At 71.7% G+C, this 23,957-nt stretch carries 18 protein-coding genes; 6 read left to right on the forward strand and 12 right to left on the reverse strand.

The window, feature by feature from the left end; translation table 11 throughout:
* Window positions 1-2 precede the first annotated feature (2 nt).
* Complete coding sequence (locus tag ABL310_RS00225) at window positions 3-464, forward strand: GNAT family N-acetyltransferase (RefSeq protein ID WP_349369717.1); 462 nt, start codon at window positions 3-5, stop codon at window positions 462-464.
* Between the two features lie 106 nt (window positions 465-570).
* Window positions 571-2,076, forward strand: a complete 1,506-nt coding sequence (locus tag ABL310_RS00230; RefSeq protein WP_349369718.1) for a leucyl aminopeptidase — start codon at window positions 571-573, stop codon at window positions 2,074-2,076.
* A gap of 60 nt (window positions 2,077-2,136) precedes the next feature.
* On the opposite strand, the gene purU is transcribed toward ABL310_RS00230, so the two are convergent.
* From purU to ABL310_RS00260, 6 genes are read right to left on the reverse strand one after another with little or no spacing between them, the layout of a single operon-like run.
* Window positions 2,137-3,000: a formyltetrahydrofolate deformylase gene (gene purU / locus ABL310_RS00235; RefSeq protein WP_349369719.1), complete on the reverse strand. Its 864-nt coding sequence runs from the start codon at window positions 2,998-3,000 to the stop codon at window positions 2,137-2,139.
* Window positions 3,001-3,046: 46 nt separating this feature from the next.
* A complete protein-coding gene (locus tag ABL310_RS00240; RefSeq protein WP_349369720.1) occupies window positions 3,047-4,402 on the reverse strand; it encodes an L-serine ammonia-lyase in 1,356 nt (451 codons plus the stop codon).
* A 29-nt stretch (window positions 4,403-4,431) separates the two neighbouring features.
* The gene (locus ABL310_RS00245) at window positions 4,432-4,995 is read right to left on the reverse strand and encodes a sarcosine oxidase subunit gamma family protein (protein ID WP_349369721.1); all 564 of its coding nucleotides are present in this window, start codon (window positions 4,993-4,995) and stop codon (window positions 4,432-4,434) included.
* A complete protein-coding gene (locus ABL310_RS00250) occupies window positions 4,988-7,984 on the reverse strand; it encodes a sarcosine oxidase subunit alpha family protein (protein WP_349369722.1) in 2,997 nt (998 codons plus the stop codon). Before ABL310_RS00250 ends, ABL310_RS00245 begins: the two co-directional genes overlap by 8 nt.
* Window positions 7,981-8,274 (reverse strand): sarcosine oxidase subunit delta, encoded by a 294-nt coding sequence (locus ABL310_RS00255; RefSeq protein WP_349369723.1) that lies wholly within the window; start codon window positions 8,272-8,274, stop codon window positions 7,981-7,983. Before ABL310_RS00255 ends, ABL310_RS00250 begins: the two co-directional genes overlap by 4 nt.
* Window positions 8,275-8,286: 12 nt before the next feature.
* On the reverse strand, window positions 8,287-9,543 hold the full coding sequence (locus ABL310_RS00260) for a sarcosine oxidase subunit beta family protein (RefSeq protein WP_349369724.1): 1,257 nt from the start codon (window positions 9,541-9,543) through the stop codon (window positions 8,287-8,289).
* A gap of 317 nt (window positions 9,544-9,860) precedes the next feature.
* On the opposite strand from ABL310_RS00260, the gene ABL310_RS00265 reads away from it, so the two are divergent.
* Entirely contained in the window at window positions 9,861-11,351 is a 1,491-nt protein-coding gene (locus tag ABL310_RS00265; RefSeq protein ID WP_349369725.1) for a potassium transporter TrkG, read from the forward strand.
* A gap of 18 nt (window positions 11,352-11,369) precedes the next feature.
* On the forward strand, window positions 11,370-12,053 hold the full coding sequence (locus ABL310_RS00270; protein WP_349369726.1) for an NAD-binding protein: 684 nt from the start codon (window positions 11,370-11,372) through the stop codon (window positions 12,051-12,053).
* Window positions 12,054-12,060: 7 nt separating this feature from the next.
* Here ABL310_RS00270 and ABL310_RS00275 read toward each other — a convergent pair whose 3' ends face one another.
* Together ABL310_RS00275 and ABL310_RS00280 are read right to left on the reverse strand one after the other, a co-directional pair.
* Entirely contained in the window at window positions 12,061-13,125 is a 1,065-nt protein-coding gene (locus ABL310_RS00275; protein ID WP_349369727.1) for a GlxA family transcriptional regulator, read from the reverse strand.
* Between the two features lie 105 nt (window positions 13,126-13,230).
* Complete coding sequence (locus ABL310_RS00280) at window positions 13,231-15,741, reverse strand: FAD-dependent oxidoreductase (RefSeq protein WP_349369728.1); 2,511 nt, start codon at window positions 15,739-15,741, stop codon at window positions 13,231-13,233.
* A 325-nt stretch (window positions 15,742-16,066) separates the two neighbouring features.
* On the opposite strand from ABL310_RS00280, the gene ABL310_RS00285 reads away from it, so the two are divergent.
* Window positions 16,067-17,212 (forward strand): GlxA family transcriptional regulator, encoded by a 1,146-nt coding sequence (locus ABL310_RS00285; RefSeq protein ID WP_349369729.1) that lies wholly within the window; start codon window positions 16,067-16,069, stop codon window positions 17,210-17,212.
* 275 nt (window positions 17,213-17,487) lie between these two features.
* Entirely contained in the window at window positions 17,488-18,180 is a 693-nt protein-coding gene (locus ABL310_RS00290; protein ID WP_349369730.1) for a transglycosylase SLT domain-containing protein, read from the forward strand.
* A 32-nt stretch (window positions 18,181-18,212) separates the two neighbouring features.
* Here the strand turns inward: ABL310_RS00290 and ABL310_RS00295 are convergent, their stop codons facing one another.
* The 4 genes from ABL310_RS00295 to ABL310_RS00310 all read right to left on the reverse strand — a co-directional run bounded on the left by ABL310_RS00295 (window position 18,213) and on the right by ABL310_RS00310 (window position 23,867).
* Window positions 18,213-19,874 (reverse strand): urocanate hydratase, encoded by a 1,662-nt coding sequence (locus ABL310_RS00295; RefSeq protein ID WP_349369731.1) that lies wholly within the window; start codon window positions 19,872-19,874, stop codon window positions 18,213-18,215.
* A 247-nt stretch (window positions 19,875-20,121) separates the two neighbouring features.
* A complete protein-coding gene (locus tag ABL310_RS00300; protein WP_349369732.1) occupies window positions 20,122-21,216 on the reverse strand; it encodes a DUF917 domain-containing protein in 1,095 nt (364 codons plus the stop codon).
* Between the two features lie 3 nt (window positions 21,217-21,219).
* A complete protein-coding gene (locus ABL310_RS00305) occupies window positions 21,220-22,491 on the reverse strand; it encodes a Zn-dependent hydrolase (RefSeq protein WP_349369733.1) in 1,272 nt (423 codons plus the stop codon).
* On the reverse strand, window positions 22,488-23,867 hold the full coding sequence (locus ABL310_RS00310; protein WP_349369734.1) for an amidohydrolase family protein: 1,380 nt from the start codon (window positions 23,865-23,867) through the stop codon (window positions 22,488-22,490). Before ABL310_RS00310 ends, ABL310_RS00305 begins: the two co-directional genes overlap by 4 nt.
* Window positions 23,868-23,957 lie beyond the last annotated feature (90 nt).

Below are 23,957 nucleotides of genomic sequence, written 5' to 3' on the forward strand. Positions count from 1 at the left end.
CCATGCCCGACGCCGCTTCGCCCGCATCCATTCGCCCGCCGCGCCCCGAGGACCGCGCCGGCTGGGAGGCGTTGTGGGCCGGCTACCTGACGTTCTACGGCGCGACGGTGTCCCCCGAGGTGACCGAGACGACGTGGGGACGGCTGCACGACCCCGCCGTCCCGATCCACGCCTTCGTCGCCGAGCGGGACGGCGCGTTGGTGGGGCTCGTCCACTACATCTACCACTTCTCCACCTGGACCGCGCAGCCCTATTGCTACCTGCAGGATCTGTTCACGGCGCCGGAGACGCGCGGCGCCGGCGTCGGCCGCGCGCTGATCGCCGCCGTGCGCGCCAGGGCCGAGGCCGACGGCGCGAGCCGGGTCTACTGGCTCACCCAGGAGGGCAACGTCACGGCGCGGGCGCTCTACGACAAGGTCGCCATGCGGACGGGATTCATCCAATACAAGCAGCCGATCCTGTGAAACCGAACGCGTCGCCCTTGCCGCAGGGTCGGCATCGGCTAACTTGTGCGGAATGCCGGGCGAATCGCGGCTCGGGCGCAGAATTTCCACCCTCGACGAGGTACACATGGCCGACGCGTTCAAGATCGAGTTCCAATCCCCCGCCATGCCGGAGGGCGGCGACCTCGTCGTCTTCGTCGCGGAGGACCTCGAGCCCGGGCCGACGGCGAAGGACATCCTCGGCGACGCGGTCGGCCTGATCGCCCGCGCGGCCAAGGCGGAGCGCTTCAAGGGCAAAGCGCGCAGCGCGATGACCCTCGCCGCCCCGGCAGGCCTGCCGGTCGATCGGCTGATCGTGGTCGGGATCGGCGGCGGCGCGCAGGGCGAGCCCTTCGACTTCGTCACCCTCGGCGGCGTCGTCGCCGGCAAGGTGGCCGGGCGCGAGGCGACCGCGATCGCCGAGTTCCCCGGCCTCGAGGCCGGCGTCGAGGAGATCGCCGAGACGACGCTCGGCGCGCGGCTGCGCGCCTATTCCTTCGATCGCTACAAGTCGAAGAAGGGCAAGAAGAAGGACGCCGACGAGGAGAACGGCGAGACCGGCGGCAAGCTGATCGTCGGCTGCGCCGATCCGAGCGCGACCAAGAAGGCGGCGAAGATCCGCGAGGGTCTGGCCCAAGGCGTGGCGCTGGCGCGCGACCTCGTCAACGAGCCCGGCAACGTGCTCGGCCCGGTCGAGTTCGCGGCGAAGGCCAAGGAGCTCGAGAAGCTCGGCGTCGAGGTGGAGATCCTCGACGAGAAGCAGCTCGGCAAGATCGGCATGCGCGCGCTGCTGGGCGTGGCGCAGGGCTCGGAGCGCCCGGCGCGGGTCGCGATCATGCGCTGGAACGGCGGGGGCAAGAAGGACAAGCCCGTCGCCTTCGTCGGCAAGGGCGTCGTCTTCGACACCGGCGGCATCTCGATCAAGCCCGCCGGCGGCATGGAGGACATGAAGGGGGACATGGCCGGCGCCGCCTGCGTGGTCGGCCTGATGCACGCGCTCGCCGCCCGCAAGGCCAAGGCGAACGTGATCGGCGCCATCGGCCTCGTCGAGAACATGCCCGACGGCAAGGCCCAGCGCCCCGGCGACGTGGTCGAGACGCTCTCGGGCCAGACCGTGGAGGTGATCAACACCGACGCCGAGGGCCGCCTCGTCCTCGCCGACGTGCTCACCTACGTCCGCGAGCAGTACGAGCCGGCCTTCATGATCGACCTCGCGACCCTCACCGGCGCGATCCTGGTCGCGCTCGGGCAGGACCACGCGGGCCTGTTCTCCAACGACGATGCGCTCGCCGAGCGGCTCGCCGCCGCCGGCAAGGCGACCGGCGAGAAGGTCTGGCGCATGCCGCTCGGGCCCGCCTACGACAAGATGATCGAGTCCAAGATCGCCGACATGAAGAACGTCGGCGGCCGCAATGCCGGCTCGATCACCGCGGCGCAATTCCTCAAGCGCTTCGTCGAGGACACGCCCTGGGCCCATCTCGACATCGCCGGCACCGGCATGGCCGCGCCTCAGAGCGAGATCTCCCGCACCTTCGGCTCGGGCTACGGCGTGCGCCTGCTCGACCGGCTGGTGAAGGATCATTACGAGGGCTGAGGCCCGCGCACGCGTTCGCAACGAAGGGCGCCCGCGGGATCGCGGGCGCCCTTTCTCTCGTCAGCGGAAGACGACGGTGCGGTTGCCGTTGCGCAGCACCCGGTGCTCCACGTGGAACTTCACCGCGCGGGCGAGCACCACGCTCTCCACGTCGCGGCCGAGCGCGGTGAGCGCCTCCGGGCCGTCCTCGTGGGTGACGCGCACCACCTCCTGCTCGATGATCGGCCCCTCGTCGAGGTCCGGCGTCACGTAGTGCGCCGTCGCGCCGATCAGCTTCACGCCGCGCTGATAGGCCTGGGTGTAAGGCGCCGCGCCCTTGAAGCTCGGCAGGAAGGAGTGGTGGATGTTGATCGCCCGCCCCTCGAGGAAGCGGCACATCGAATCCGACAGGACCTGCATGTAGCGCGCGAGCACGACGAGATCGGCCTTGGTCTCCTCCACCAGCGCGGCGAGCTTCGCCTCCTGCTGCGGCTTGGTCTCGGCCGTGACCGGGATGTGGTGGAAGGGGATCTCGTAGCTGTTGGCCAGGCGCTCGAAATCGCGGTGGTTCGAGACGATGGCGACGATGTCGACCTTCAGGGCGCCGATGGTCCAGCGGTAGAGCAGGTCGTTCAGGCAATGGCCGAACTTCGAGACCATCAAAACGACCTTCGGGCGCTCGGAGGTCTCGTGCAGGCTCCACTCCATGCCGTAGCGGCTGGCGATGGCGTGCAGCGGCGCGCGCAGCTGGTCCGCCGTGGTGGCGGAGTCCACCGGCGTGAAGGCGACGCGCATGAAGAAGCGCTCCGTGTCGCGGTCGCCGAACTGCTGGTTCGTGATGATGTTGCAGCCGTTCTGGACGAGGAAGCCCGAGATCGCGTTGACGATCCCGATCGTGTCGACGCAGGAGAACTTGAGGATGAACTTCGGATCTTCGAGCTTCATGTGCGTGGCTCCTGGCTGAGCTTCGTATACGGCCCAGCGGATCGGGTCAGCATTCGGCGACGTTGACGGCGAGGCCGCCCTGGGACGTCTCCTTGTACTTCGACTGCATGTCGACGCCGGTCTGGCGCATCGTCTCGATCACCTCGTCGAGCGAGACGTAGTGCAGGCCGTCGCCGTGCATCGCGAGCGAGGAGGCGGCGATGGCCTTGACGGCGCCGAAGGCGTTGCGCTCGATGCAGGGGATCTGCACGAGCCCGCCGATCGGATCGCAGGTCATGCCGAGATGGTGCTCCATGGCGATCTCGGCGGCGTTCTCGATCTGCAGCGGCGTGGCGCCGAGCGCGGCGGCGAGGCCCGCGGCGGCCATGGAGGCGGCGGAGCCGACCTCGCCCTGGCAGCCCACCTCCGCCCCCGAGATCGAGGCGTTGCGCTTGATCAGCCCGCCGATGGCGGCGGCGGTGAGCAGGAACTCCCGCGTCTTCTCCGGGGAGGGCTCCGCGCAGATCTCGCGCAGGTAGCGCAGCACCGCCGGCACGATGCCGGCCGCGCCGTTGGTCGGCGCGGTGACGACGCGCCCGCCGGCGGCGTTCTCCTCGTTGACGGCGATGGCGTAGGTCGAGACCCGGTCCATCGTCTCGGACGGAGACTTGGCGTTTTTCAGCGCGCCGGCCTGGAGCCGGGCGTGCAGGTCCTTCGCCCGCCGGCGCACCTTGAAGCGCCCCGGCAGCACGCCGCCCGTGGCGAGCCCGCGCTCGATGCAGGCGAGCATCGCCGCCGCGATGGCGTCGAGGCCGGCCTCGATCTCGTCCCGCGGGCGCAAGGCCAGCTCGTTCTCCAGCTGGATCGCGGCGATCGAAAGCCCGCGCGCCTCGCACAGGTCGAGCAGCGCGTCGGCGCTGTCGAAGGGCAGCGGCGCGACGACGTCGATCGGCGCCGTCTCGGCCGCGTCGTCCACGACGAAACCGCCGCCGATCGAGTAGTAGACGCGCACGAGCACGGTGCGGCCTTCCGCGTCCTCGGCGGTGAAGCGCATCCCGTTGGTGTGCCGCGGCAGCATCTCCGCCGTGTCGAGGACGAGGTCGCTCGCCGGGTCGAAGGCGATGCGCGCCGCGCCGAGGAAGAAGGCCTTCTCGGCCTCGAGCCCGGCGACGAGGCCGGGCACCGCGTCGGGATCGACCCGGTCCGGCCGCTCGCCGAGCAGGCCGAGGCAGATGGCGGTGTCGCTGCCGTGGCCCTTGCCGGTGAAGGCGAGCGAGCCGTGCAGGCTCACCCCCACCCGCGCCGGCGGCTCGGGCAGCTCGCGCAGGTCCGTGAGGAAGCGCGCGGCGGCCACCATCGGCCCGACGGTGTGGGAGCTCGACGGCCCGATGCCGATCTTGAAGAGCTCGAAGACGCTGATCATGGCTCGAACTCCGGCTGTTCGGCGGCGGCTTACAGCCCCCGCGCGGCCTCGACGAGGAACCCGCGGACGTAGGTCGCGAACGAGCGCCAGCACTCCACCTCGAACGCGTCGTCGTCGACGCGGGCGAGCAGGATCTCGGCCTTGGCGAAGACGGTGCGCGTCGCCGTGCCCACGGGGAAGGCGGACGGGGCGAGGTCGAGCGGGCAGCCGGCGTTGAGCGTCGCCTCGGCGGCGGGGCCGCGCACGAGGAGCCCGCAATTGCGGTGGCTGACGTCGACGAGCGCGTGGAACACGCCCTCGAGATCGGCGGCGATGCGCGCGGCGAGCTCCTCCGTCTCGTCGGCATGGCCGAGGATCAGCCACTCGTCCGGCCCGAGCCGAACGGCGCGGCGGCCGTCGGCCTCCGAGACGCCGGTGACGCCGACGTCGAAGGCGAGCCCCGCCACCGCGCCGATACGGGCGGCATCGGCCGGGCGCAGGCGCAGCGACAGGCGCGTGCGCGGCGCCAGCGGCTCGATCGTCACGCCGGCGAGGCTCTCCTTCGCCAGCGGGAAGGGCGCGGTGCGGGTCGCGGTGTGGCGGGTCTCAAGCATTGACGCGCTCTCCCTTGGGGTCGACGAAGACCGTCTCGGTGATCGTCGCGCGGGCGAAGCCGCGCATCGTGGTGACGTGGACCGTCTCGCCCATCCGCGCGCGCCCGTCGGCGACGAGGGCGAGCGCGATGGTGCGCCCGGCGGCGGGGCTGACGTAGCTCGAGGTCACGTGGCCGAGCATCGGCACGGGCTTCGGCGCGGTCGGGTCGAGGACGATCTGCGCACCCTCGTCGAGGAGCTCGCTCGGGTCCTCGGTGACGAGGCCGACGAGCTGCTTGCGGCCGGAGGCGACCACGTCGGGACGCGACAGCGAGCGCTTGCCGACGAAATCCGCCTTGACCTTCGAGACCATGCCGCCGAGCCCGACGTCGTCGGCCGTCACCGTGCCGTCGGTCTCCTGGCCGACGATGATGAAGCCCTTCTCGGCGCGCAGCACGTGCATGGTCTCGGTGCCGTAGGGCGTGATCCCGAAGGGCCGCCCCGCCTCGTAGACCGCCTCCCACACGGCGCGGCCGTAATCGGCCGGCACGTTGATCTCGAATCCGAGCTCGCCGGTGAAGGACACGCGCATCAGCCGGGTCGGCACCCCGCAGATGTAGCCCTCGCGGACCGACATGTGCGGGAAGGCCTCGTTCGAGAGATCGATGTCGGAGACGAGCGTCGAGAGGATCTCGCGCGCCTTCGGCCCCTGCAGCGCGATCACCGCCCATTGCTCGGTGATCGAGGTGAGGAAGACGTTCAGGTCCGGCCACTCGGTCTGGAGGTAGTCCTCCATGAGCGCCAGCACCCGCGGCGCGCCGCCGGTCGTCGTCGTGACGTGGAAGCGGTCGTCCGCCATGCGCGCCACGACGCCGTCGTCGGTGATGTAGCCGTCTTCCTTGAGCATCAGGCCGTAGCGGCACTTGCCGGGGGCGAGCTTCGTCCAGGCGTTGACGTACATCCGGTTCATGAACTCGGCGGCGTCCGGTCCCACGACCTCGATCTTGCCGAGCGTCGAGGCGTCGAAGATGCCGACCGATTCGCGCACCGCCCTGCACTCGCGCAGGACCGCGGCGTGCATGTCCTCGCCGGCCTTCGGGAAGTACCAGGCGCGGCGCCAGAGCGAGACGTTCTCGAACGCCGCCCCGTGCTCGACGGCCCAATCGTGGATCGGCGTGCGACGGATCGGGTCGAACAGGTCGCCCTTGTTCGGGCCGACGAGAGCCGAGAAGCTCACCGGCGTGTAGGGCGGGCGGAAGGTGGTGGTGCCCACCGCCGGAAGGGGCTTGTCGAGCAGCCCGGCGACGAGGCCGAGCGCGTTCATGTTCGACGTCTTGCCCTGGTCGGTGGCCATGCCCGTCGTGGTGTAGCGCTTCACGTGCTCGATCGAGTGGAAGCCCTCGCGCACGGCGAGCTTGACGTCCTTGGCGGTGACGTCGTTCTGGAAGTCGAGGAAGGCGCGCACCTTGCCCGGGTCGACGTCGGTGGGCAGAACCCGCATCGGCTGGAAGCCGGTGCGGGTCGCGCTCGCCTGGAAGCTGCGGGCGGCGTCGACGCCGGCCGCCGCGGCGCCGGCGGCGAAGCCGGCGTTCAGGCAGGCGGCGAGGTCGTACTCGCCCGCGCAGGCGCCGGCGGAGCGCTCGGCCTGCGCGCTCGTCGCGGGCAGGAAGGCGTCGCGCTCGGCGTCGAAGGCGAGCTTGCCGCGGGACTGCGAGTACAGGTGCACCGCCGGCGTCCAGCCGCCGGACATGCCGACGCAGTCGCAGGGCAGCGTGCGGCGCGCGCCGACGGAGCCGTTCGCGGTCAAGGGCGCGACGATCAGGCCCGTGACCCGCAGCCGGCCCTTCGAGCCGACCACCGTGTGCCCGGCGATCACCTCGACGCCGCGGGCGCGCAGCCAGGCGGCGTCCTCGGCGCAATCGGCCTCGAGCCGCGCGTCGACCAGGGTGACGGCGATCCCCGCCGCGTGCAGGTCGGCCGCCACCGTGTAGGCGGAGGAGCCCGTCGTCGCGATCACGACCTTGCGGCCCGGGGCGACGCCGTAGCGGTTGACGAAGACGCGCAGGCTCTCGGCGAGGAGAATGCCCGGGCGGTCGTTGTCGGCGAAGACCAGCGGGCGCTCGTGCGAGCCGGTGGCGAGGACGACCTCGCCGGCGCGCACCTGCCAGAGCCGCTCGCGGGGCATGTCGCGGGCGGCGTCGCGGCCGAGATGGTCGCAGACCCGCTCCACCAGGGCGGCGTGGTTGTGGTTGTAGTAGCCGAACGCCGTGGTGCGCGGCAGCACGACGACGGTCTCGAAGCCGTCGAGCTCGGCCAGCGTCTCGGCGACCCACTGCTGGGCCGGCTTCCCCTCGATGGTCGAGGTCACGTCGTGCAGCAGCGCGCCGCCGGGCTCGGACTGCTCGTCGGCGAGCATCACCCGCTTGCCGGAGCGCGCGGCGGCGAGCGCAGCCGCGAGGCCGGCGGGGCCGGCGCCGACGATGAGCACGTCGCAATGGGCGTGGCGGTGGGCGTAGCGGTCCGGATCGCCCTCCTTCGGCGCGACGCCGAGACCGGCGGCGGCGCGGATGATCGGCTCGTAGACCTTGTCCCAGAACTTCCGCGGCCACATGAAGGTCTTGTAGTAGAAGCCCGCCACGAAGACCGGCGACAGCAGATCGTTCACCGCGCCGACGTCGAAGGACAGGTTCGGCCAGCGGTTCTGCGAGCCGACGACGAGCCCGTCCGTCGCCTCGACCACGGAGGCGCGGTTGTTCGGGTCGACCCGGCCGGGGCCGCGATCCACGGAGAAGAGCGCGTTCGGCTCGTCCGTGCCGGCCGAGAGCAGGCCGCGCGGGCGATGGTACTTGAACGAGCGGCCCATCAGGTGGACGCCGTTGGCGATGAGGGTCGCGGCCACCGTGTCGCCGGCATAGCCCTCGTAGGCCCGGCCGTCGAAGGTGAGGGTCAGCGGGCGGGACCGGTCGATGCGGCCGCCGCGGGGCAGACGGAAGGGCTGACGGGCGCTCATCGGATCTCCTCCGCGGCCAGATCGGGGCGCGGCGCGCCGGCGGGGTAGGTGGTGACGAACTTGTCGGAATGGGTGTCGCGCAGCGCGTTGAACCAGCGCTGGCAGCCGTGGGCGTGGTTCCAGCGCTCGGCGTAGAGACCCTTGGGGTTGTCGCGCACGAACAGGAACTCGGACCAGGCCTGGTCGTCGAGGGCGGACGGGTCGGTCGGGCGCGCCACGTGGGCCTCGCCGCCGTAGCGGAACTCTAGCTCGGGCCGCGGCCCGCAATGGGGGCAGGTGATCAGCAGCATGGCGTTCGACCTTCAGTGCGCGACGGCGGCCGCGGCCGCCTCGTCGATCAGCCGCCCGGTGCGGAAGCGATCGAGCGTGAACGGCGCGTTGATCTTGTGCGGCTCGCCCTTGGCGAGCGTGTAGGCGAAGGTGTGGGCCGAGCCCGGCGTCGCCTTGAAGCCGCCCGTGCCCCAGCCGCAATTGACGAACAGCCCCGGCACCGGCGTCTTGCCGATGATCGGCGAGCGGTCGGGCGTGACGTCGACGATGCCGCCCCAGTTGCGCAGCATGCGCATGCGGGCGAATTGCGGGAAGATCTCGCAGATGGCGTCGAGCGTGTGCGTCGAGATCTGCAGGCCGCCCTGCTGCGAGTAGGACACGTACTGGTCCGTGCCCGCGCCGATGACGAGCTCGCCCTTGTCCGACTGCGAGATGTAGGCGTGGACCGCGTTCGACATCACGACGCAGGGGAAGACCGGCTTGACCGGCTCGGAGACGAGCGCCTGCAGCGGGAAGCTCGTCAGCGGCATGCGCACGCCGGCGCGCTCCATGATCACCGAGGTGTGTCCGGCGGCGACGACGCCCACCGTCTTGGCGCCGATGAAGCCCTTCGTCGTCTCGACGCCGGTGACGGCGCCGCTCGAGGGATCGCGGCGGAAGCCGGTGACCTCGCAATTCTGGATGATGTCGACGCCGCGGCTGTCGGCGGCGCGGGCGTAGCCCCAGGCCACCGCGTCGTGGCGCGCCGTGCCGGCGCGGCGCTGCAGGGCGGCGCCGAGCACCGGATAGCGCGCGTCGCGGGCGATGTTGAGCGGCGGGCAGTACTCCTTCGCCTGCTCCGGCGTCAGCCACTCGTTGTCGACGCCGTTGAGCCGGTTGGCGTAGACGTGACGCTTGAAGATCTGCACGTCGTGGATGTTGTGCGCCAGCATCATCACGCCGCGCTGCGAGAACATCACGTTGTAGTTCAGGTCCTGGGAGAGGCCCTCCCAGAGCTTGACCGCGTGGTCGTAGAGATGCGCGCTCTCGTCGTAGAGATAGTTCGAGCGGATGATGGTCGTGTTGCGGCCGGTATTGCCGCCGCCGATCCAACCCTTCTCGAGAACCGCGACGTTGGTGATCCCGAACTCCTTGGCGAGATACCAGGCCGTGCCGAGCCCGTGGCCGCCGCCGCCGACGATGATCACGTCGTAGCTCGTCTTCGGTTCGGGCGAGCGCCATTGGCGGCCCCAGCCCTGGTGAGCGCGGGTGGCCTCGCTCAGGAGGTTCATCAGGTTGAAACGGCGCATGGCGTTCGCTCGCTCGTGACCGGCGCTCGTCCGGGGACTGTCGACCGGTGCGGGATCGTGAACGCAGCATGCCTGCAAGCGCCCTCCCGGCGCTTGATCGGCGGCGACGTTCTCTAGCGCTTTTGCGACAACGCGCGTCGTTTACGCTCAAGCCGGGCTGTGCGCCGGGCGGACCGGCTCGGCGGCGCGAAGGCCTTCCGTCGCCTTGCCGGAACGGTCGCGCTTGGCCGCCGTTGTCGCACCATGGCGGCGCGCGGAAATCCGACATGCGCACAGGATGCGCGCGACGGCGCGGCCGGCGGGACCGAGGCGCGCCGATGAGTCTCGCCACGCGCCTGATCCGCCGCCTCGGCCGAAGCCGCCGAACGGCCCCGCTCAGCTACGCCGTGCGCCCGCGCGCGCTCGCCCGCCCGCTCGGGGACCTCGCCATCGCGCTCGCGACGTTGACGGCGGTTCCGGCCGCCGTGGGCGTCGCGCTGGGCGATGGCGTCGTCGTCGGCGCCTGCGCGGGCGTCGCGATTGGGCTCGCGCTGATCGGCCGGCGGGCCCGCGCGCTCGGCGGCAAGGCGGACCTGCGCACGCACGAGACCCTCGCCGTGACCACCCTCGCCTTCGCCGGAGGCGGGCTCGCGGGCGCGGTTCCGTTCTGGTTCGCCGGCTACGGACCGGCGCACGGCCTGTTCGAGGCGGTCTCCGGCGTCACCACGACCGGGCTCACCGTCACCGCGCGACCGGAGGAGATGCCGGGCGCGATCCTGTTCTGGCGGGCCTGGCTGCAATGGGTCGGCGGGCTCGGCTTCACCGTGCTCGCCGTGGCGCTCGCCGGTGGCGGCTCGGTCGCGGCGCGCCACCTCGCGGCGGCGCAGGGCCAGACCGACGACCTCGTCGCCAATGCGCGCCGCCACGTCCGGAAGCTCTTCGGCCTCTACGCCGCCCTGACCCTCGCCGGCATCGGCGCCCTCGCGCTGGCGGGCCTGCCCGTCGGCGAGGCCGTTCTGTTCGCGCTCACCGCCGTCTCGACGGCGGGCTTCGCGCCGGATTCCGAGAGCGCCGGGGCGATCGACCCTCTGGCGGGTCCGATCGTGCTCGGCGCCTTGATGCTCGCGGGCGCGGTCTCCTTCACCATGGCCGACCGGGTGCGCGAGCGCGGGATCTCCTATCTCGCCCGCGACGTCGAGCTGCGGGCGCTCGTGTGCCTGGCGCTGGGGGCCTTCGCGCTGCTGTGGCTCGCTTCGGCGATCGCCGGAGGCGAGGGGCCTGGCGCGGGAGACCTGTTCTTCGTCGCCCTCTCCGCCCAGACCACCACCGGCTACTCGACGCTCGACGTCGGCGCGCTCGACCCGGCGAGCAAGCTCGTGCTGATGCTCTCGATGCTCGTGGGCGGCGACATGGGCTCGACGGCGGGCGGGATGAAGGTCGTGCGCTTCCTCGTCGTGCTGCGCGTCGTCCAGATCCTGGTCCTGCGCGCCAGCCTGCCGCGCTCGGCCGTGGTGCACCTGCGGCTCGGCCCGCATCGGCCGAGCGACGCGGAGGCGCTCAATGCCGTGGCGATCGCGCTGCTCTTCCTGATCACCCCGCCGGTCTGCGCCCTGCCGGTGATCCTCGCCGGACATCCGCCGCTCGACGCGCTGTTCGACGTCACCTCGGCGCTGACCACGACGGGGCTCGCCACGGGGATCGCCGGGCCGGATCTCGGCCCCGGCTTCTCCCTCTATTTCAGCGCGTTGATGCTGGTGGGCCGCGTCGAGATCCTCGCCGCCATCGTCGCCCTGCGCCCGCAGACCTGGATCGGGCGCACGCCCGCCTGAGCTCGAGGAGGCCAACCCATGCGCATCGTCTTCGTCGGAGCCTCGCAGACCGCCGTCAACGCCGCGCGACGGCTCGGCGAATCCGGCCACGAGGTGGTGATGATCGACGAGAGCCGCGAGCGGCTCACCGCCATCGAGGGCGAGCTCGACGTCGCCCTGCTCCACGGCGACGGCTCGAAGCCGGGCCTCCTGCGCGAGGCCGACCCGGAGCATTCGGACGTGCTCGTCGCCATGTCCGATTCGGACCAGGACAACATCATCGCGAGCGTCGTCGGCCGGTCCCTCGGCTTCGGCACGGTCGTCACCAAGATCGAGGACGAATCGCTCGAGCCGATCTGCCGGGAGATCGGCCTCGATGCGGTGATCGTCCCCGCCCGCGCCAATGCGCGGCGCCTCGCGGCGCTCATCGAGGGGCGCGACGACGAGGCCCTCTCCGGCATGATCCGCGGGGACGTGCGGCTCTTCGCCTTCACGGTGGAGAAGCCGGACGCCGGCCCGATCTCCGGCCTCGGCCTGCCGGAGGGCAGCCGCGCCGTCGTGGTCTATCGCGACGAGGAGACGATCGTCGTCGACGACGACGCCCTGGAGCTGCGGCCGGGCGACGAGGTGGTGATCCTCGCCAAGGCGCGGCACCTCGAGACGCTGGAGAGGAAATGGGCCCACGGCGCCCATTCCGGGCGGGCGCTGTCGGGCCTCGAATGAGGGCGGCCTATTCCGCCGCCTCGATCGGCGTGGCCGGGTCGAGCGGGGCGGACGGCTCGAGGGACGGCGCGGGCTCCGCCTCTCCGGCGACGCGGGCGGCGCGCACCAGGCTCGGCGACAGGTTGAAGTAGCTCTTGAACTGGCGCGAGAAATGCGCGGCGTCGCAGAAGCCGGTCTCGACCGCGATGGCCGTGACGGGCTTGCGGGTGTTCTCGAGCAGCCAGCGCGCGTGGCGCAGCCGCAGCTGGCGATAGACCACCGCCGGGCGCAGCCGCAGCCGGCCCTGGAACAGCCGCTCCAGCTGGCGCGTGGACAGCGCGAGCTTGCCGGCGATGGCGTCGATGGTCAGCGGCTCGGCGATGTTCTGCTCCATCAGCCGCAGCGCGCGCTTGACGCGCTCGTCGCCGATCCGGTCGAGGGCGAAGGCATGGGGCTGGGCGTCGCTCGCCGCGCGAGCGTGCTGGAGGAGCAGCACGTGCAGCGCCTTCTGCGCCACCGAGCGGCCGAGATGCTTCTCGATCAGGTAGGCCGCGAGATCCGCGACGCCCGCCCCGCCGGCGCAGGTGATGCGGTCGTGGTCGACGAGGAAGAGCTGGTCGGAGAGCGGCGTCGTGTCGTCGAACTCCGCCTCGTAGTCGGCGTGGTGATACCAGGAGACGCAGGCCCGCCGGCCCTTCATCAGGCCCGCGCGGGCGAGCACGAAGGAGCCCGTGCACACGCCGATCAGGGGCACGCCGGCGAGCGCCGCGGTCTTCAGGTAGGTCTCCGTCGCCGGGTCGATCTGCTGGCCGGCATGGAGCAGCCCGCCGACGACGACCACGTAGTCGAAGCTGCGCGGGTCGACGAAGGGCGCGGTGCGCCCGACGCTCAGCCCGCAGCTCGACCGCGTCGGCTCGCCGCTCCCCGCCATGATCGCCCAGGAGCAGCGGATCGGCCGCGAGCGATCGCCCTCGTCGGCGGCGAGCCGCAGCGGGTCGACGAAGAGCGAGAGCGCGGAGAGGGTGAAGTTCTGGGCCAGGATGAAACCGACGCGAAGCGCGAGCGCCGGGCGAACGGGGGATTCGGGGAGCATCGGTTTCGTCCTCCATCTCCTCGTCCCGAAGGGGAGAGAAGCAGGGGTGAGGGAAGACCGTACGGCGGGCCCGCGGCTTCCGCCACGGGCCGGCCGCGCTCCCGATCAGGCCCGGAGGCGCTGGTTGTCCGGGTCGAAGGGCGATTCGCCCACGACCATGGCGCGGTGCGGCTTGCCGAGCACGACGATGTCGAGCTCGGTGCCGATCTCGGCGAGGTCCGGGCGGACCATGCCGAGCGCGATGGACTTGCCCGTCCGCCAGCCGAAGCCGCCGGAGGTGGCGCGGCCGACGAGCGCGCCGTTCTTGACGAGCGCCTCGTTGCCGCGGGCGTCGGCGTCGGTGACGTCGAAGACCTCGAGCGTGACGAACCGGTTCTCGAAGCCGCGCGCCTGCCAGGCGAGGAGCGCCTCGCGGCCGATGAAGTCCTCCTTGTCGAGCCGCACGAAGCGGTCGAGGCCGGATTCGAGCGCCGCGTACTCGATCGAGAGCTCGCGCGGCAGCACGCGGTAGGACTTCTCGAGCCGCATCGAGTCCATGGCGCGCACGCCGTAGGGCTTGATGCCGTAGGCCTTGCCGGCCTCCATCAGGAGGTCGAAGGCGTAGGCCGTCATCTCCACCGGCAGGTGCAGCTCCCAGCCCAGCTCCCCGACGAAGTTGACGCGCAGCGCCTTGGCGTTGGCCCAGCCCAGGTCGATCGACTTGCCGGTCAGCCAGGGGAAGGCGCCGTTCGAGAGGTCGGTGTCGGTGACCTTCTGGAGCACGTCGCGGGCATGCGGGCCGGCGAGCGCCAGGACGCCGACCTGCGTCGTGATCTTCTGCAGGTCCACCGAGCCGTCGCGGGGGCGCAGCTTCGACAGGTAGTCGAAGTCGTGCCGCTCGGCCGAGCCCATGCCGACGAGATAGAACTTTTCCGGCCCCTCGCGGAAGACGGTGAACTCCGCCCGGGTGCCGCCGTTCGCCGCCAGCATGTGGGTGAGCGCGATGCGGCCGATCTTCTTCGGCAGGCGGTTCGCCAGGACGCGGTCGAGCCACGCCTCGGCGCCGGGGCCGGAGACCTCGTACTTGGCGAAGGCCGTGAGATCCTGGATGCCCACCGCCTCGTGGACGTTGCGCACCTCGTTCCCGACGTGCTCGAAATAGTTCGAGCGGCGGAACGACCAGCGCTCGCGGGGCTTCTCGCCCTCCTTCGCCGGCGGATGGTTCTCGTTGAGGAGCACGTCGTCCTGATCGAGATCCGCCGCGTCGAGGCCGTAGCCCTCCGGCGCGAACCAGTTCGGGCGCTCCCAGCCGTAGACCGAGCCGAACACCGCGCCGAGCGCGGCCATGCGCTCGTAGACCGGCGAGCGGCGCAGCGGGCGCGCCGCGGCCCGCTCCTCGTCCGGGTAGTGGACGGTGAAGACGTTCTCGTAGGCTTCCTCGTTCTTGGCCTTGAGGAAGCCGCGGGTGGCGTGGGCGCCGAAGCGGCGCGGGTCGACGCCGCCCATGTCGATGGTGGGCTCGCCCTCGACGATCCACTCGGCCAGCTGCCAGCCGGCGCCGCCGGCGGCGGTGACGCCGAAGGAATGGCCCTCGTTCAGCCAGAAGTTCGGCAGGTCCCAGGCCGGGCCGATGATCGGCGAGCCGTCCGGGGTGTAGGCGATGGCGCCGTTGTAGACCTTCTTGACGCCGACCTCGCCGAAGGCGGGCACGCGCTCCATGGCGGTCTCGATGTAGGGCCCGAGGCGATCGAGCTCCTCCTGGAACAGCTCGTACTCGCTCTCGGCGTCGGGCCCGTCGACGTAGCAGACGGGCGCCTTCTTCTCGTAGGGGCCGAGGATGAGGCCGCCGGCCTCCTCGCGCATGTACCAGCCCGAATCCGACTCGCGCAGCACGCCCATCTCGGGCAGGCCCTGCTTCTGGCGCGCCAGGATGTCGGGATGCGGCTCGGTGACGATGTACTGGTGCTCGACCGGGATGACGGGAATGTCGAGCCCGACCATCTCGCCGGTCTTGCGGGCGAAGTTGCCCGTGGCCGAGACCACGTGCTCGCAGGTGATGTCGCCCTTGTCGGTCCGCACCTTCCACATGCCGTCGGCGGTGCGCTCGATGCCGGTGACGGTGGTGAAGCGGTAGATCTCCGCGCCGCGGGCGCGGGCGCCGATGGCGAAGGCCTGGGTCAGGTCGGCCGGCTGGATGTAGCCGTCGTCGGGATGGCGGATGGCGCCGATGAGGCCGTCCATGTTCGCGAGCGGCCACAGCTCCCGGACCTGCTCGGGGGTGAGAACCTCGACCGTCACGCCCAGCGTGTCGGCGATGTTCTTGTAGTACATGTACTCGTCCCAGCGGTCCTTGGTCCGCGCGAGGCGGATGTTGGACACGCGCCGGAAGCCCACGTCCTGGCCGGTCTCCGCCTGGAGCTGGCCGTAGAGCTCGACCGAGTACTTGTGGATCCGCCCGACCGAGTAGCTCATGTTGAACAGCGGCAGCAGGCCCGCGGCGTGCCAGGTCGAGCCGGAGGTGAGCTCCTTGCGCTCGATCAGGACGACGTCCGACCAGCCCTTCTTGGCGAGATGGTAGAGCGTGCCCGCTCCGACCACGCCGCCTCCGATCACGACTACCCGCGCATGCGTCTTCATGGCCACGTCCTCGGCGCTCTGAAAGGGAGGACCGGGCGCTTGCCCGGATTACGCCGATCGTGTTTCGGGGCGCGCCCCGCCGCTTGTGCTGTTCCGACATCCGATGTCGCGTGCGCGCCATCGGTGCAGGGCGGCTCGCGGCGGGGCGGCGTCGCGCGGGCGCGACGGGAGATGGCGGTCCCGCCGCAACCCCTTGCGACGCGGACCATTGGCCGCATGGCTCGAACTTTCGTAGCCCGTTATGCGTTTTTTGCACGACTAGCGTTTTTGCGTCAGCCCTGGCGGAAACACTATAGTTGTGCGGCTTTCGGCTTCGGAGGTGGACATGACGGCCACGCTCGCCGGGGAAAAGACCGTTCAGCTCGGCTTCTTCCTCACCCCGAACTTCTCGATGATCGCCTTCACCTCGGCGATCGAGCCGTTTCGGCTGGCGAACTACGCCACCGGCCGAGATCTCTACGCTTGGCGGCTGTACTCGGCCGACGGCGAGCCGGTGCGGGGGTCGAACCACGTCGCGGTGGCGGCGGATGCGCGGACGAGCGAGGCGCGCGGGCTCGACCGCGCCATCGTCTGCGGTGGCAACGAGATTCAGACCTTCGACCATCGCGAGACCATCGCCACCGTGCGGCGCCTCGCCAAGTTCGGCGCGTCCGTCGGCGCGGTCTGCACGGGGTCCTACGTGCTCGCCAAGGCGGGCCTGCTCGACGGCTACCGGGCGACGATCCACTGGGTCTACCATTCCGGCCTGACCTCGGAATTCCCCCAGCTCGACGTCAGCCAGGAGCTGTTCGAGATCGACCGCAACCGCTTCACCTGCGCCGGCGGCATGGCCGCGGCCGACATGGCGCTCTCGCTCGTGGCGCAGGACCACGGGGCGGACGTGGCCTCGCAGGTGACCGAGCTGCTGATCCACAACCGCATCCGCGAGGCGCGCGAGCGCCAGCGCATGGACCTGCGCGCCCGCGTCGGCGTCGCCCACCCCAAGCTCCTCACCGTCATCCAGAAGATGGAGGAGACGGTGGAGGAGCCGCTGCCCTGCGCCGAGCTCGCCCGCTCCGCCGGGTTCTCGCAGCGCCAGCTGGAGCGGCTCTTCGTCAAGTATCTCGGCGAGCCGCCGACGCGTTACTACATGAAGGTGCGCCTGCAGCGCGCCCGCCAGCTGCTGCGGCAGACGAGCCTGCCGGTGCTGGAGATCGCCCTCTCCTGCGGCTTCGTCTCGGCCTCGTACTTCTCGAAGACCTATCTCGAGCATTTCGGGCGCTCGCCCTCGGCCGAGCGCAAGCCCGGCGCGCGCGAGAGCATGGCGGTCACGCCGCCGACGGGCGCGACGCCGCGCCGCCGCCGCGGGGCCGCGACGGCGCCCGCGACCGCGGGCGATCTCGCCGAGGCGGCCCTCGCCGGCGGCGTGCTCTCGGGCGAGGCGCCTTTCGCCGACGGCTACGTCGAGGCGGCGCTCGCCGGCGTGAGCTGAGGCGATAGCGGCCCTCACGCCCGAATTTCGGCCGCGCTCGTCAGAACCGCGCCCGACACGCGCCTTATTCTCGTCCCGAACGCCCCCGAGAACGTGAGCGTCGGCGCGTGAGGCGCCGTCGTCCCCGCGCCCGCTCCAGGGCGCACCCCGACCGCGTCCGGAGAACCGGGCCGCGTCCTTGCGGAGAGCCCGCCCCCGAAGCGGCGGCGCTCGATCCCGCGTCCCATCCCTCCCGCCGAAGACGCGGGACATGATTGCTCGAGGAGAACGAGACGATGCGAATCGCTCTCGCGACCGCGCTCGCCTTGATTCTGGCGACCCCTTCGCTCGCCAACGACAATGCGGCCCTGTTCCTGGCCGAGGCCGAGATCGAGGCCGAGGCGGCCCAGGTGGAGACCGCCCAGGCCGAGACGGCCCAGACCACGCCTGCCGAGGCCGCCGAGGTCGAGGCGGCGTCAGCCGCGCCGGCCGCCACCGCTCAGGCCTTCTTCCTCGCCGACGCCGCCGCCCGCGGCGACGTGGAGGCTCCCGCAGCCGAGGTCCCGGCCGCGGCCCCGTCCGAAACCCGGGCCGCCGCCGCGTCGGCCGCCGCCGCGGGCTCGGTCCAGGCGATGGTGACGCAGGCGGCCCTGCGCCACGGCATCGACCCGGCGCTGGCGCATGCCGTCGCCACCGTCGAGAGCCATTATCGCTGCAACGCGGTGGGCCGCGCCGGCGAGCTCGGCGTCATGCAGGTGAAGCCCGCCACCGCCCGCTCGGTCGGCGTCACCGGCAACCTGCGCGACTGCGCCACCGGCATCGAGGCCGGCATGCGCTACCTGCGCGCCGCCCTCGACCGCCACGGCGAGGGCTGCGGCGGCGTCTCGGCCTACAACATGGGCATCCACCGCAAGGCCAGCTTCTGCAACGGCTACGGCCGCAAGGTCATGGCCCAGATGACCCGCGTGCAGGTGGCCTCGCTGGATTGATCCGGCGCGGGACGGGGCGCGCCCGCGCCCCGTCACTCCACGCGAATGTGCCCCACCTCCTGCGCCGCCGCCGCCTCGAGCGCCTCTTCGTAGCCGGCGTCGGCGTAGCGGATGACGCCGAGCGCCGTGTCGTTCGTCAGCGCGTGGTCGAGGCGCCGGTCGGCGGCCTCGCTGCCGTCCGCCACCAGCGTGACGCCCGACGAGGTCATGTAGCCGGCATAGCCGCCCCCGCCGGAATGGATCACGACGAGATCGGCCATCGAGGCGCACAGGGTCATGGCGCTGATCAAGGGCCAGTCGGCGATGGCGTCGGAGCCGTCCTTCATGTTCTCCGTCATGATCCGCGGATGGGCCATGGCGCCGGCGTCGAGATGGTCGCGGGAGAAGGCGATCGGGCCCTTCAGCCGGCCCTGCGCCACGAGCCCGTTCACCGCGCGGGCGAGCCGCGTGCGCTCGCCGTGGCCGAGCCAGGCGATGCGGGCCGGCAGGCCCTCGAAGGGCACATGCTCGCGGGCGAGCGCGATCCAGTTGGTGACGATGCCGTTGCCGGAAAACATCTCCAGAACCAGGTCGTCGATGACGCGGATGTCGTCCGGGTCGCCGGAGAGCGCCATCCAGCGGAACGGGCCGATGGCGCGGCAGAACAGCGGGCGCAGATAGGCTTTTGTGAAGATCTTGATCGAGAACGCGTCCTCCACCCCGCCGTCCTTGGCGTGGGAGCGGATCAGGTTGCCGTTGTCGAACACCTCCGCGCCGCGCTCCTGGAAGGTCAGCATCGCCTTCACGTGCTCGACGATGGAGGCGCGGCTCTCGCGCATGAGCCGGGCGGGGTCCTCTTTCCGCAGCCGCCGCACCTCCTCCAGCGAAAAGCCCCGCGGGACGTAGCCGTAGACGAGGTCGTGCGCCGCGGTCTGGTCGGTGACGACGTCCGGCGTGATGCCGCGCCGGGCGATCTCCGGGTAGAGGTCGGCGGCGTTGCCGACGAGGCCGACGGAGAGCGGCCGCTGCTCCGCCACCGCGGCTTCGATCATGGCGAGCGCCGCGTCGAGGTCGGGGGCGATCTCCTCGAGGTAGCCGATCGCCTTGCGGGTGCGGGCGCGCTCGGGGTCGACCTCGACGCACAGGATCGCGGCCTTGGCCATGCGCCCGGCGAGCGGCTGCGCGCCGCCCATGCCGCCGAGCCCCGCGGTCAGCACGAAGCGCCCGGCGAGATCGCCGCCGAAACGCTGCTCCGCGATGCGCATGAAGATCTCGTAGGTGCCCTGGATCACCCCCTGCGAGCCGATGTACTGCCACGCGCCCGCGGTGAGCCCGCCCCAGGCGATGAGGCCCTTCTTCTCCAGCTCGTAGAAGATCTCCGCCTTGGCCCATTGGCCCACGATGTTGCAGTTCGCCATGATGACGAGGGGCGCGTCGGTATGGGTCTTGATGAGCCCCACCGGCTTGCCCGACTGGATCACCAGGGTCTGGTCCTCGTCCATGGAAAGCAGCGTCTCGACGATGGCCCGGTGCGCCGGCCACGATCGCGCCGCCTTGCCGAGTGCGGCGTAGACGATCAGCTCGTCCGGGTTCTCGCCCACCGCCAGCACGTTCTCGAGCAGCCGCAGCAGCGCCTCCTGCCGCCAGCCCTTGGCGCGCAGCGCCTCGCCGCCGGGAATGGGGAAGTTCGGGTGGCGGGGGTTATGGGTCGGCATGGCGGATTCCTATGTTTTCACCGGGCACCGATGAGCGGCAACGCCCGTCATCCCCGGCCGGAGCGAGCGAAGCGAGCGCAGGGGAAGGGGACCCAGCGCGAGAATGGGGCGCCGCAGGCGCTCCGCCGCCGCCGTCCAGGCGGCTGGTCGCCGCCGATCGAGCGCCTGCGGCGCAGAATCCTTGCGCTGGGTCCCCTTCCCTTGCGCGCCTTCGGCGCTCCAGCCGGGGATGACACCGATGCGCACCTCACCCCCCGTCCAGCGCGTATCGCGCGATCGCGATCCCCATCGCCTTCTCCACCGACGGGTACACCGCCGGGTCGAGGACGCTCGAGGCCAGCGGGATCACGCTCTTGGGCACGTGGAGCACCACGACCTCCATGCCCTCGTGCAGCTGGCCCACGGACAGCGGCTCGCCGGCGGGGTCGAGCGTGGTGATCACGTCCGGGAAGGTCGCGAGGCGGGCGCCGCCCGCGTCCTCCACCGCCATGTACTCGTTCATGACGTGGAGCGTGCGCGCCCCGTCGCCCGCGCCCACCGTCACGGTGCCGATGTCGAAGGCCTCGTTGGTGTAGACGACCGCCTTCCTCGTGATCGCGCCCTTCGCGATGATCGCGCCCTTCGTCGTCTCGACGATCGCGTCGATCACGGCGGAACCGCCCTTCGTCTCGGCGGCCAGGATCGCCTCGCCGAGCGCGAGCGCCAGCGAGATCCCGCCGAGCGCCGCATTGGCGCGCACGTAGGACGCGGGCACCGGGTTGCGGGCGGAGGCGATGAAGCCGCCGGACTGGTCGGAGGCCGTGCGCAGGATCGGCGAGACCTTCGCGGTCGCCCCGCGCACCACGAGCTCGATGTAGCGGTTCTCGGCGCGGTTGCCGCCCACCGCCGTCTGGATCATCGGCGCGGGGCTCCCCGCGAGCCCGATCGAGCCCATGTCGCCGGTCGGGTGCGCGCGCACGTCGCCCACCGCGTCCACCACCTTCGTGCCGAGGATGGCGGAGGGGAGCCAGGCGTTGAGCGTCGAGGAGCGGCCGTTCTGGCCGACGATCAGCCCCGCCACCCGCGCGCCGAGCGCCTCCTGGAGGAGCTCGACGGCCTTGACGTAGTCGACGCCGCGCATCTCCCACGGCGTCGTCGAGGCCGGCGCGCCGATGGCGGCGGCGGTGGCGACCCAATCGTCGTCGGCGAGCTCGTCGATGGAGACGAGCTCGGGCTTGCCGATCGAGACGGCGGCGTATCCGAGCATGCGGCCGTGGTCGGCCCAGCCGCCGCCGCCGGCGGCGTAGACGGAACCGCCCTTCACGGCGGCTTCGACGTCGGTCTCGGTGAGGATGCGGCCCATGCGTCAGGTCTCCTCTCGGATGTCTTGCAGGCTCTTGTCGAGGCGGATGACCGCCTCCGCCAGCACGGCCGCGCCGAGGGCCACGTCTGCGATCTCGGCGCTCTCCTCCGGCGCGTGCGAGCGCCCGCCGGCGCAGGGCACGAAGATCATGCCGGCCCGGGCGATCTTCGCCATCCAGCCGGTGTCGTGGCCCGCGCCCGAGGCCATCGGCCGGCGCCGGGCGCCGACCGTGTCGCAGGCGGCGGCGAGCGTCTCGATCACGAGCGGGTCGAGCGGGGTCGGCATGGCGTCCGAGACCCGCCCCGGCGGGGCGATCGTCACGCCCTCGGCGGCTGCGACCTCCGCCGCGATCTGCGCGAGACGCGCGGCGAAGGTCTCCATCGCCGCCCGGTTCTCGGCGCGCGCGTCGATCAGCATGCGGGTCCGGGACGGCACGATGTTCGCCGCGCCGGGCTCGATGGCGAACTCGCCGACGGTGGCCGCGAAATGCTCCGGCCCGGCGGCGAGGCCCCGCGCCAGGGCGCGGATCTCGCCGACGATGCGCGAGGCCGCGACGAGGGCGTCGGCGCGGCCGGTCATCGGCGTGGTGCCGGCGTGATCGGCCCGGCCCTCGACCACGATCTCGAAGCGGGTGATGCCGGCGATGGCGGAGACGACGCCGATGTCCTCGCCCTCGGCCTCGAGAACCGGCCCCTGCTCGATGTGCAGCTCGAGGAACGCCCGGACGTCGTCGCGCGTCGCTTGCGCGAGCTTCGCCACGTCTCCGCCGACCATGGCGATCCCCTCGGGCAGCGTACGCCCGTCCGCGTCGCGGCGCGCGAGCCAGGCCTCGGGCACGAGCCCCGCCATGCCCCGCGAGCCGACGCAGGAGACGCCGAAGACCGTGACCTCCTCGCCGAGGCAGTCGACGACCTCGAGATCGTGGTCGAGCGTCACGCCCCGGTCCGTGAGCGCGCGCGCCACCTCCAGCCCCGCGGCGACGCCGGCGATGCCGTCGTAGCGCCCGCCCGAGGGCACGGTGTCCGAATGCGAGCCGACCATGATCGTGCCGAGCCCGGGCTTCACGCCGGCGCGACGACCGATCAGGTTTCCGGCGGCGTCGAGGCGCGGCTCGAGGCCGGCCTCGCGCATGCGCGCCTCGAGAAAGGCGCGGCCCTCCAGGAAGATCGGCGTGAAGGCCCGGCGCGTCCACGGCCGGTCCGGCTCGGTGATCGCGGCGAGGCCGTCGATGTCGGCGGCGAGGCGGGCGGGGTCGACCGGGAGATTGGCTCTCATGCTCTGTCTTCTGCGAGGATGTGGGTGAGGGGCGGGCGCACGAAGCGCCCGCGCCCGGGATCGGCGACGTGCGTCCCGTCGAACACCTGCGCGCCGCGCGACCAGGTGGCGGCGACGCGGTAGGGGAAGGTCATCCCGTCGTAGGGCGACCAGCCGATCACGTTGTGGCCGGTCTTCGACGCGTCGAACGTGATCGGCTCGGGGGTGAGGACGCAGATGTCCGCGTCGCGGCCGGGGGTGAGGGCGCCCTTGACGTGGTCGATGCGGAAATGCCGCGCCGGGTTCGCCGCCATCAGCCGCGCCGCCCAGGTGAGCGGCACGCCGCGCTTCACGGCGCCCGCGACGAAGGCCATCACCAGCGCCTCCAGCCCCGGTACGCCGGACGCGTTGTCGAACATGTTCGCGTGGCTCTTGCGGTCGAGCGACCAGGAGACGTGGTCGGTCGAGACCAGCCAGACGTTCCCCGCCGCGACCTGCCGCCAGAGGCCCTCGCGCTCGGCGGCGGAGCGGATCGGCGGGTTGGCCTTGCCCCGCCCGCCGAGGCGGGGCATGTCCTCTTCCTCGGCGAGCACGAGATAGTGGATCAGGCACTCGGCGGTGGCGGCGAAGCCCTGTGCGCGGTAGCTCGCCGCGAGCTCGTAGCCGCGGGCGAGCGAGCAGTGCACTACGTGCGCCGGGCAGCCGGTGGCGACGCCGGTCTCGTAGATCTGCGCCATGGCGAGGAGCTCGGTCAGCGGCGGGCGCGAGAGGCCGTGGGCCCGCCAGTCGGTGATGCCCGCCGCCTGCGTGCGCGCGATGCCGGCGCGCACCGATTCGTCGTCCTCGTTGTGCACGCCGGCCGCGAGCCCGGTCTTCGCCACGGCCGCGAAGCAGTCGGCGAGGAGCGGCGGGTCGATCCGGGGAAAGCGCGTCGGGTGGGTGCCGAAGGTCGAGAACTTGAAGGCGCATACGCCGGCCTCGACCTGCTCGGGGATGCGGTAGACGCCCTCCTCCGGGTCGATCGTGCCGTAGAGGGCGAAATCGACCCGCGCCTGCGCCTCGGCGTTCGCCGCCTTCGCCGCCACCTGCGCCGCCTTGTTGACCACCGCGCCCTCGTCGTAGGGCATGTCGACGAGCGTGGTGACGCCCCCCGCCGCGGCGGTGCGCGTCGACCAGACGAAGTCCTCCTGGCCCTTCTGCGACAGCGAATGCGTCTGCGCGTCGATGGCCCCGGGCAGGATCAGCGCCCGGCCCAGCGCATGCGTCTCGCGCCCGGCGGGCGGGACGCCCTCCCCGATCGCGGCGATGGTCTCGCCCCGCACGGCGACCCAGCCGGTCTCCAGCACGCGATGCGGCAGGACGACGATGCCGGAGAGGACGAGATCGAAGTCGGACATGGCTGCTCTGGCCCCTTTCAGAAGGTCTCGTCACGCGTCATGCGGGCCGCCACGGGCTCCCCTCTCCACGAGGGAGAGGGGAGCCTGCCG

The sequence above is a fragment of the Salinarimonas sp. genome (genome assembly GCF_040111675.1).
In the GTDB taxonomy this organism is placed as follows: Bacteria; Pseudomonadota; Alphaproteobacteria; order Rhizobiales; family Beijerinckiaceae; genus Salinarimonas.